We start from the raw sequence: 9,904 nt of genomic DNA on the forward strand, positions 1-9,904 counted from the left end.
GGATATTGGAAGCGATCGGACGCGTGATCAGCGGATCGTTCTCGAACGAGGCGATGCGCACCGGGTCATGGGTCAGCAGGCTCGCCTTGACATAGGAATTGACGAAGAAGCGCCCGTTGATCCTCTGCCATAGCGCGATGCCTTCCTTGGCGAAGGGCACGTAGAGCTTGACCGAGAATGCCGGCGAGGCAAGCACCATGGCGCGCAGTTTCGGCGCATAGTCATGCATCCAGGCGGCGACGAGCACCGCGCCGAAGGATTGCGCGATGAGCGCCATGTCCTGTGCGCCAAAGCCGTCCTTGGCCGCGATCTCGCGCATGAAACAGTCGATATCGCGCACCAGCGCCGCAAAGGACGGCGCATAGCCGCGCTCGCCGGCGGAGCGGCCGTTGCCACGCGCATCCCAGGCATAGAAGGAGTAATCCGGCATTCGCAATTCATCGACCAGATGCGCCATGCGGCCGCCATGCTCGTGGCCGCGATGGAAAAGCACGACCGCGCCTTTGGCCTCGGCAGATGCGGCCGGCCAGAAACGGTAGAAAATCTCCGTGCCGTCATGGCTGTGGAAGCTGCGTTCCTGCGCCTGTCGCGTAAGGCTTTCCGCCGGCGCGGCGGCGATCTCTTCGTGAAGCATGCTGTTCCCCTCGTCCGGCATGGCGAGCCTCGATGCTTAGCCGGTGTTGCCAGTAAGACCGGCACGTATCCGGTTTATGGCGGTCAGCAGCGACAGCGTAGCCATGGCCGGAAACACAAACGGCGCGATGGCCGCGGGCCACAGCCCGAAGGCGCACAAGGCCGCGACCACGCCGAGCCCAAGCGCCCGGTCGCTCTTGCCGAACGGGCCGGCATAGTTGCGTCCGATGCCTGCGGGGATGCCGAGCACGCCAGCGAATTCTGCGAGCATGGCCGCCATGGCGAAGGCGACGACACCCCAGACGCCGAACTGCGCAAAGGCTGCGAAGGGCAGGATGAGCGCCAGGTCGGAAACGACGTCGCATATTTCGTTCAGATACATGCCCAGGGTGGAGGCCTGGCCATGCTCCCGCGCCAGCATGCCGTCCATCGCGTTGAGGGCCATGCGCACGAACAGCAGCAGCGGGATGAGCAGCACAAGCACGCGCGAACCCTGCGCCGCCGCGATCGCCACGCCGGCCGCGACCGAGAGCGCGGCCGCCAGCAAGGTGATGAAATTGGCTGTCACGCCCATTGCTGCCAGCCGGCAGACAAGCGGTCGCAGCCTGTCCTGGAAGGCCGGCTTCAGCGCATAGAGCGTCGGCATTGCGTGATCCCCCGATCCACGGTGCAAGCTTTACCACGGGCGAGCCGAGCGGCGCTAGCGTGTGGCAGAAAACACAGTGAATTTTCAGACGGTTGTCGCCTTGCTGTGAACGCATCGCCTGAAACCGCAGCTTCGGCCCCGGATAGCCGTTCACCCATTGCCGGATTCACCGGGCGCTAACCATGAATGCACCAAATGCCTGCCATGACGACTTGCCGGCTTCTGGCGCAATGCTTCCCCTTGAATAATAAGCACGCTTATTATATGTATCGCTCATGGTTTCGGATGGCATCGACAGATTGGGATTTTTGATCCACGACGTGCAGCGCCTGATGCGCAAGCGCTTCGAGGCGCGCGCCAGCGGGTTGGGGCTTTCCTCCGCGCAATGGCGGCTGATGGTGCGCGTCGCCAAGGAAGAAGGCATCACGCAGGCGCGGCTGGCCGAACTTCTCGAAATCGAACCGATCAGCGTCTCGCGCCTCGTCGACCGCATGGAGGAGGGCGGCTGGATCGAGCGCCGCCAGGACGCCACCGACCGGCGCGTGCGCATGATCTTCCCGACCGAGAAGGCGAGCGCTGCCTACGCGGATGTCAAAAGCCTTGCCGGCGAGGTCTATGAGGAGTCGCTGACCGGCGTTTCGCCTGAAGATCGACGCATCCTGATCCGGGTGTTGGACACGATCGTGCAGAACCTGACGGACGGCGAGGCATCGTCCCTCGAAAAGATCAAGAGCAGGGAAGGGGCAGCGGCATGAGCGCAGCAGCCAAGCGGGAAGAGGACAACGTCACCAAGCTGAACGCGCCGGCACAGCCGGTCGCTGAAGCGCCGGCGCAGCCGGCTTCCGCCCCGGTCGCCGTGGCTCCGGCGCCGGTCGCGCCGAAGAAGAAGCGCCGCCTCGGCCGCTTCCTGCTGATGGTCGCGCTGCCGCTGGCGCTGCTTGCCGGCGGCTCCTATGTCTGGGTGACGGGCGGCCGCTATCAGGAAACCGAGAACGCCAATCTGCAGCAGGCCAGGATTTCTGTCGCCTCCGACACGGCCGGCCGTATCGTTCAGGTCGGCATCGCCGACAACCAGCTGGTCAAGCAGGGCGACCTTCTCTTCGTCATCGATCCCGAGCCTTACAGGATCGCGCTCGCCCAGGCCGATGCGGCGGTCGCCGCGGCGCGCCTCAATGTCGAGCAGCTGCGCGCCGCCTACAGCCAGGCGATGGCGCAGGAGAAGTCCGCTTCGAGCGAGGTCGACTATGCGCAGTCGCAATATGACCGCGCCGCCGATCTCGCGCAGAAGGGCATCAACGCCAAGTCCTCGCTCGATCAGGCCCGCAACGATCTTGACAAGGCCAAGCAGCAGCTGGCCGTCGCGCAGCAGGGCATCGTCAGCGCCAAGGCGGCGCTCGGCGGCAACCCCGAGATCGAGACCGACCAGCATCCGACCGTGATGGCCGCTTTGGCCGCGCGCGACAAGGCGGCCTATGACCTGGCGCAGACGACGGTGAAGGCGCCGGCCGACGGCGTCATCTACCAGGCGGCTTCCTTCAAGGTTGGCCAGTATGTTTCCGTCGGCACGCCGCTCTTCGCGCTGGTCGAGACCGGCGACACCTGGATCGACGCCAATTTCAAGGAGACCCAGCTCACCAACATGAAGCCGGGCCAGAAGGCCGAGATCGTCGTCGACACCTATCCGGGCCGCACCTTCGAGGCGACCGTCACGGCGATCGGCGCCGGCACGGGCGCGGAGTTCTCGCTGCTGCCCGCGCAAAACGCCACCGGCAACTGGGTCAAGGTCACGCAGCGCATTCCCGTGCGCCTGGAACTGACTGATCCTGATGCCAAGATGGCGCTGCGCACCGGTATGAGCGCGACCGTCACCGTCGACACCGGCGTGGCGCGCGGCCTGCCGTCGATCTTCGGCCATGCCACGGCAGGAGAGCACGCGCAGTGACAATACGCCCCCGTAAATCGGGGGCGGAGCAGGGGATTGGTCTGATGGGAGGAGTGAGAAGGATAAGCGTTTAAGATCAGCCGCTTGGCGGCGCGATCAAAACCGAAACCTTCGTCACGGACCCGTCGGGCCTCAGGTTTCCGGGCGGCAGGCATCCGCTCCAACAGAGACTTTCAGTCGATGTAACCCCCACATCGATGGTCGCGTCCCACCGCGATGAAGGTCTCTCTGCGGAAGGCATTGCCGCCCGGAAACCCAGTGTACACGTTTTTGTTACCCGCTGGAAGTTCAGCATCATGAGCACGCCCGAACCCTTCAAGGAAGTGCCGCATCGCGGGCTGATCACCGTCGCGCTGATGCTGGCGACGATCATGCAGGCGCTCGACACCACGATCGCCAATGTCGCGCTGCCGACCATGACCGGCGACCTCGGCGCGTCGCCAGACAACATCAACTGGGTGCTGACCTCCTATATCGTGGCGGCGGCGATCATGACGCCGGTTACCGGCTGGCTCGCCGACCGGCTCGGCCGCAAGGAGCTGTTCCTCGCCTCCGTCGTCGGCTTCACCATCTTCTCCATGCTCTGCGGCCTTGCCTGGAGCCTCGAGACGATCGTGCTCTTCCGCCTGCTGCAGGGCGTGTTCGGCGCCGCCATCGTGCCGCTGTCACAGACCTTCCTGCTCGACATCAACCCGAAGGAGCGCCACGGCCAGGCGATGGCGATCTGGGGCGCCGGCATCATGCTTGGGCCGATCCTGGGGCCGACGCTCGGCGGCTGGCTGACGGAAAACTTCAACTGGCGCTGGGTGTTCTTCATCAACCTGCCCGTCGGCATTTTGGCCTTCCTCGGCATGGCCGCCTATCTGCCCGTCATCGCCAAGCGCGTGCGCGGCTTCGATTTCTTCGGCTTCGCCATGCTCTCGCTCGGCGTCGGCGCGCTGCAGCTCCTGCTCGATCGCGGCGGCGAGGTCGACTGGTTCAACTCGGCCGAGATCTGGATCGAGCTTGCTCTGTCGCTCACAGGCTTCTGGGTGTTCATCATCCATACGGTGACGGCAGAGCATCCCTTCATCGACCCAAAGATCTTCCTCGACCGCAATTTCGTGACCGGGCTGGGCTTCATCTTCGTCATGGGCGTGCTGATCCTGGCCTCGATGTCGCTGTTGCCGCCGATGCTGGCCAACATCTTCGGCTATCCGACCGTGACCATCGGCGTCGTGCTGGGTCCGCGCGGTATCGGCACGATGATCTCGATGCTGGTCGTCGGCCGCATCATGCACAGGTTCGATGCGAGGATCCTCGTCGCCATCGGTTTCCTGCTGACCGCGCAGTCGCTCTACACCATGGCAAGCTTCACGCCGCAGATGGACAATTGGCTGATCCTCACCTCGGGTGTCATCCAGGGTCTCGGCATGGGCATGGTGTTCGTGCCGCTGTCGACGGTCGCCTTCGCCACGCTCGACGCCCGCTACCGCACGGACGCCACCTCATTGTTCAGCCTGGTGCGCAATCTGGGCTCGTCGATCGGCGTGTCGGTGGTCGCGGCCTTGATGGTGCGCAACACCCAGATCAACCACACCGAGCTGTCGGCCTTCATCAACCCCTACAATCCCAACCTATGGGCTGCCTCGCCGGCGGCCGCGAGCGGCAACGCCGCGGCTCTTTCGCAGGTCGACCGCGCGGTGAATGCGCAGGCGATGATGATCTCCTACATCAACGACTTCAAAATCCTGATGGTGATGACGCTGGCCGCGATCCCGTTCGTCATCCTGCTGCGCAAGCCCAAGGCGGCGCCGGCGGGCGGTGCGCCGGCGGCGCATATGGACTAGGACCGCCACACCAGTTGGTCCTAGATAATGGCCCGGACAGGCTGCATCGTCCCCCCATTGAGCGGTTGTGAACGCGATGCAGACATTTTCCGTATTCGATCTCGGACGCTTCGAGACCGCAAGTGCCGCGGAGAAAAAGGCGCTCGGCCGCGAGGTTGACCGCATCTGCCGCAGCACCGGTTTCCTGGCGGTCAAGAACCACGGTGTTCCGCAAGCTGTGATCGACGCCGCCTGGTCGAAAGCGAAGGCTTTCTTCGACCTGCCGCCCGAGGAAAAGCAGCGCTCGAAGGCGCCCTACAAGGGTTATCCCTACGGATATCTCGGCCCCGAGCTGGAGGCGCTGGCAAAATCCCGCAACGTCGACACGCCGCCGGACTTGAAGGAGAGCTTCAACGGTGGGCCGCTCCGCGTGCCGCCGGGCATCAAGGACCCGGAGGCCCTGGCCTTCTGCTATGCCGAGACGATCTGGCCGGCCGAGCCCGAGGGCTTCATCGAAGCCTGGAAGGCCTATTATGCGGCTCTCGAGGACCTTGCGTTGCGCATCATGCGGGTCTTCGCCACCGCGCTTGATTTGCCGGAAACCTATTTCGATCCTTTCCTCGATGCGCCGATCAGCGCGCTGAGAGCGCTGAACTATCCCGAGCAGCATCTCGCGCCGAAGCCCGGCCAGATCCGCGCCAGCGCTCATACCGACTATGGCAGCCTGACCATCCTGCTGCCGCAGCCAGGGTCGCGCGGGCTGCAGATCGTCACGCCGGGCGGCGAATGGGCTGAGGTGCCGCCAGTGCCCGGCGCCTTCGTCATCAACATCGGCGACCTGATGGCGCGCTGGACCAACGATCGTTGGGTGTCCACCGTGCATCGTGTCGTCAACCCGCCGGCGCAGCAGGGCGGCAAGGATCGCCGGCAATCGATGGCTTTCTTCCACCAGCCGAACTGGGACGCCGAGATTGCGGTTCTGGACGCATGCCTGTCCGAGGGAGAGGCGCCGAAATATGAGCCGGTCCGCTCCGGCCCCTATCTGATGGGCAAGTTCAAGGCGACGACGAAATAGGGCGGGGGCCGACGCCTATCGGCCGAGCACCAGCGCCCAGTAGCGCAAGCCAGGATCGCGGCCGTTGCGCACATAGGCGAGCCCGAAGCGGCTGAAGTCCGGATCGAGCATGTTGCGGCGGTGGCCGTCCGAATGCATCCAGATGTCGAACAGTTTTTGCAGGTCGAAGCGGCCTTCGGCGATGTTTTCGGCCGCCGCGCCCCGCACGCCATTGTCCTTCATGCGCGAAGCGAAATCCTTGCCCCAACCGGTGGTGTGGCTCATGCGTTCGCGCGATGCCATGTAGCCGGCCTGCTGCAGCGCCGCCTGTTCGAGCTGCGTGTCGTGAACCAGCGCTGGCAGCCCCGCCGTGGTGCGAATGCCGGCCAGCGTCGCCGTGGCGGACGAAGAGACGCCGGCGCCTTCGCCGGTCGGCACCGTGACCGTGCTGCAGGCGGCGATGCCCGCAAGTGCCGCAAGGCCAGCGGCCTTGATCAGCATGCGACGGTTCATATCGGGGAGGGCGGTGGTCGAGATGCTCATCCGGTCTCTGATACCGGCGATCGTGGCTTTTGCCGGGCAACCGATGAAAATCGCATGAAGCGGCGACTTTTCGCGGAAGATCGGTTATCATGCCGGCGTTCTTGAAAGTGGCAGCCATGGGCGGCCACCCAGGCGGTGACCGCCCCCGATATAAACGGAGGACGGTTATGGCCGGTTTTCATGTCATGACGGACGCGTACGGCGCACATGTTCAGCCCACGGTGCGCCACATCTCGACCGCGGATCTTTGGGACGCGCTCAAGCTCGGCGCCGAGGATTTTTGGGCCAAGCCTTCGCATTACGTGTTCCTGTGCCTGATCTATCCGATCGTCGGCCTGATCCTGACGCAATGGAGCTCGGGCTCGAACGCCATCCAGCTCGTCTATCCACTGATGTCCGGTTTCGCCCTGGTCGGTCCGTTCGCGGCCATCGGCCTCTACGAGATCAGCCGCCGGCGCGAGCTTGGCATGAGCAGCCGCTGGCACCATGCGCTGGACGTGCGCCATTCGCCGGCGCTGCCGTCGATCGCGGTCATCGGCATCCTGCTCTTCGCGCTGTTCCTGTTGTGGCTGTTCACCGCCCAGTCGCTCTACACCAGCCTGTTCGGCGCCGAGCCGCCTGCTTCGGTCGGTGCCTTCGTGCGCGACGTGCTGACGACCGGCACGGGCTGGACGCTGATCCTCGTCGGCAATGCCGTCGGCTTCGTTTTCGCCGCTGTCGTTCTAGGCACCACCGTCGTCGCCTTCCCGCTGCTGCTCGACCGCGACGTCGGCGCCGTCGCGGCGATCGAGACCTCGGCCCGCGTGGTGATGGCCAATCCGCTGACGATGGCCCTCTGGGGCCTGACGGTCGCCGTGCTCCTGGTGATCGGCTCGATCCCGCTGTTTGCCGGACTCGCCGTCGTCATGCCGATCCTCGGCCACGCGACCTGGCACCTCTACCGCAAGGTGGTCGAGCCGGAGCAGATCCGGCCGGTGCGCCGCCCGATGTAGAGGTAGGCCCGTAGGGTGCGTTGGGATTCAGGTCAGGGCGCCATTCGCGGCCGGCCTCACCTGAATATCAATGCGCCCTATCTCTGCGCCTCGGTCGCCATCTTGAGCGCCAGCGCCGTCAGCACCGTGCCCATCATCCAGCGCTGGACGACCAGCCAGAACGGTCGTCCGGCAAGGAAATTCGCGATCGAGCCGGCGGTCACCGCGATGATGGCGTTGACGGTGAGGCTGATCGAGATCTGCGTCACGCCAAGCACCAAAAGCTGCGACAGAACATGGCCCTTGGCCGGATTGATGAACTGCGGCAGCAGCGACAGATAGAGCACCGCGACCTTCGGGTTGAGCAGGTTGGTCATCAGCCCCATGACGAAAAGCTTGCGCGGCCTGTCCCTGGGCAATTCGCGGACCTGGAAGGGCGAGCGTCCGCCGGGCTTGAGCGCTTGCCAGGCGAGCCACAACAGATAGAGCGCGCCGGCGAAGCGCAGCGCGTCGTAGGCAAAAGGCACGGCGAAGATCAGCGCCGTGATGCCTAAGGCCGCCGAGATCACGTAGAACAGGAAGCCCAGCGCCACGCCGCCGAGCGAGATCAGCCCCGCCTTCGGCCCTTGCGACAGCGAGCGCGAGATGAGGTAGATCATGTTCGGGCCGGGTGTGAGCACCATGCCCAGGCAGATCAGCGCGAAGGTGAGGTGGTTGGCGGCGTCAGGCATCGGGATCTCCGGAAAGTTCCCGAGATGTGCGCCGCTTCGTCAAACGTCGCAAGGGCTTGATGGGATTGCCCTTTACGCCAGCTCGCCTTACCCGACCACGCGCAGGTTCGACAACTCGTTGGCGATTTCCTTGAAGTTGTCGGACAGCGTCGCCCCCGTTGCGTTCCAGAACAGTTTTGCCGGTTTGCTGGGATCGGTCGGATCCTTGCGGAAGCGGGACTCGGAAGAGCATGCTTTCAGCGCCGCCATGGCCTTCTGGTCGCTCGAGCTGGTCGAGGACATGTCGAGCGCCACCGTCATCACCATGATATTGCCGGCCTTGGCATTGTCGCACAGCTTCGCCATTTGCTCGTTCATCGCCGCGGTGTAGTTGCTCGACGAATAGTTGAACTGGCCGATCGCGCTCGACGTGCCGCCGAACAGGCGGGTGACCGAGGTGCCGTTATAGCCGACGCCGGTATAGCCATAGGCGGCATAGGTCGACTTGTTGCCGGCCGGGTCCGAGCTGACCGTCGAATAGGTGTTCTCGCCGTCGGTGAGCACGATGACCACCTTGTCGTTGCCGCGCTCGGTTTCCGGCCTCCCCTCGGTGAAGGGCGGGGCGCTGGAGACGGTGCGCCAGCCCCAGGCCATGCCTTCGGGCACATTGGTGTTGCCGTTGGGCTGCATCAGGTCGATCGCCGCCTTGATGGCTGCGAGCCCATCGGTCTGGGTGACATCGGTGAGCGGTGTGATTGGCGTGGTGGTGCAGCTGTAGTTCGGGCCCGCGCCCTTCGACAGCACCGGCGCATCGATCGGCCGCGGCATGAAATACTTGGCCATGTTCGACTGCCTGGTCTTGCCGGTGGTGCTCGACGGGTCGTCGTTCCACCAGCTGTTGGCGGCGCCGTAGGTGACCGGGTTCGGCTCGTCGGGATCCTGCGTCACTTTCCAATGGTTGCCGGGTTCGTCCGGCGCGAACATCGGCACGAACATGGTCGCCGGATCTCCGACGCCGATGCCGGTGTTGTTGGGGCCGCCGGAGGCTGGCGTGTCGTCTACATTGTAGGGATATGGCCGCACTTCCACGCAACCCTGCCAGCTGGCGAACGGGCCATAGGTGTCGTTGTAGTCGTATTCGTCGTGGCTATCGGAACAGGTATGATTGGATCGGTACTTGTCGCAGACGACCCGCTTGCTGCCGGCGATGCGTTCGTGGCTGGTGACGACCTTCATATCCCGATAGAGCTCGAATCGGGTCAATATCTGGCCTTCCGCCGGACCCCAGCCGGTGCCTTTTTTATACCAGATGCCGTTGATTTTCTGAGCGTATTTGTCGGGGGCGTTTAGCGTCGACCAGTCGAAATTCTCGTTGGCGATCGGCGACAGCCCGTAGGTGTCCATCCAGGGGGCGTTGTCGTTGCTCGGCCCGACATTGACCGAGGCCGCGAATGGCACGAGGCTGAACTGCACCGGCTTGTCGATCTGCTTGATCTGCGCTGCCTGCAGCGCCAGCGTGTCGACGAGTTGCTTGGCGGCCTGCTTGAGCAGGTCGATGCGCTTCTGTCCCGAGCCGGTGCCGGGCGTTGTCATGGAG

At 64.4% G+C, this 9,904-nt stretch carries 10 protein-coding genes; 5 read left to right on the forward strand and 5 right to left on the reverse strand.

The window, feature by feature from the left end; all coding sequences use genetic code 11:
- Positions 1-634 (reverse strand): alpha/beta fold hydrolase (locus EOA27_RS09465; RefSeq protein ID WP_189561992.1); only part of this gene is annotated, 634 nt, incomplete at its 3' end.
- A gap of 36 nt (positions 635-670) precedes the next feature.
- Positions 671-1,279: a CDP-alcohol phosphatidyltransferase family protein gene (locus EOA27_RS09470; RefSeq protein ID WP_126083178.1), complete on the reverse strand. Its 609-nt coding sequence runs from the start codon at positions 1,277-1,279 to the stop codon at positions 671-673.
- 275 nt (positions 1,280-1,554) lie between these two features.
- On the opposite strand from EOA27_RS09470, the gene EOA27_RS09475 reads away from it, so the two are divergent.
- The 4 genes from EOA27_RS09475 (at position 1,555) to EOA27_RS09490 (ending at position 6,104) form a co-directional block, all read left to right on the forward strand.
- Entirely contained in the window at positions 1,555-2,034 is a 480-nt protein-coding gene (locus tag EOA27_RS09475; RefSeq protein ID WP_112130300.1) for a MarR family transcriptional regulator, read from the forward strand.
- Positions 2,031-3,221, forward strand: a complete 1,191-nt coding sequence (locus EOA27_RS09480) for an HlyD family secretion protein (protein ID WP_126083177.1) — start codon at positions 2,031-2,033, stop codon at positions 3,219-3,221. The genes EOA27_RS09475 and EOA27_RS09480 overlap by 4 nt, the downstream gene beginning before the upstream one ends.
- Positions 3,222-3,517: 296 nt before the next feature.
- The gene (locus tag EOA27_RS09485; RefSeq protein ID WP_126083176.1) at positions 3,518-5,050 is read left to right on the forward strand and encodes a DHA2 family efflux MFS transporter permease subunit; all 1,533 of its coding nucleotides are present in this window, start codon (positions 3,518-3,520) and stop codon (positions 5,048-5,050) included.
- Between the two features lie 76 nt (positions 5,051-5,126).
- The gene (locus EOA27_RS09490) at positions 5,127-6,104 is read left to right on the forward strand and encodes a 2OG-Fe(II) oxygenase family protein (RefSeq protein WP_126083175.1); all 978 of its coding nucleotides are present in this window, start codon (positions 5,127-5,129) and stop codon (positions 6,102-6,104) included.
- A gap of 15 nt (positions 6,105-6,119) precedes the next feature.
- Here the strand turns inward: EOA27_RS09490 and EOA27_RS09495 are convergent, their stop codons facing one another.
- Positions 6,120-6,626, reverse strand: coding sequence for a CAP domain-containing protein (locus EOA27_RS09495; RefSeq protein WP_126083174.1), 507 nt, complete (start codon positions 6,624-6,626; stop codon positions 6,120-6,122).
- A gap of 167 nt (positions 6,627-6,793) precedes the next feature.
- Here EOA27_RS09495 and EOA27_RS09500 point away from each other — a divergent pair, with 167 nt between their 5' ends.
- Positions 6,794-7,618 carry a DUF2189 domain-containing protein gene (locus EOA27_RS09500; RefSeq protein WP_127256009.1) on the forward strand — a complete coding sequence of 275 codons (825 nt, stop codon included), beginning with the start codon at positions 6,794-6,796 and terminating at the stop codon, positions 7,616-7,618.
- A 77-nt stretch (positions 7,619-7,695) separates the two neighbouring features.
- On the opposite strand, the gene EOA27_RS09505 is transcribed toward EOA27_RS09500, so the two are convergent.
- Together EOA27_RS09505 and EOA27_RS09510 are read right to left on the reverse strand one after the other, a co-directional pair.
- The gene (locus EOA27_RS09505; RefSeq protein WP_126083172.1) at positions 7,696-8,328 is read right to left on the reverse strand and encodes a LysE family translocator; all 633 of its coding nucleotides are present in this window, start codon (positions 8,326-8,328) and stop codon (positions 7,696-7,698) included.
- An 87-nt stretch (positions 8,329-8,415) separates the two neighbouring features.
- Positions 8,416-9,904, reverse strand: a 1,489-nt coding sequence (locus tag EOA27_RS09510) for a VWA domain-containing protein (protein ID WP_145970303.1), incomplete at its 5' end; no start/stop codon positions are given.

This window comes from Mesorhizobium sp. M2A.F.Ca.ET.037.01.1.1 (genome assembly GCF_003998075.1).
Taxonomy (GTDB): Bacteria; Pseudomonadota; Alphaproteobacteria; order Rhizobiales; family Rhizobiaceae; genus Mesorhizobium.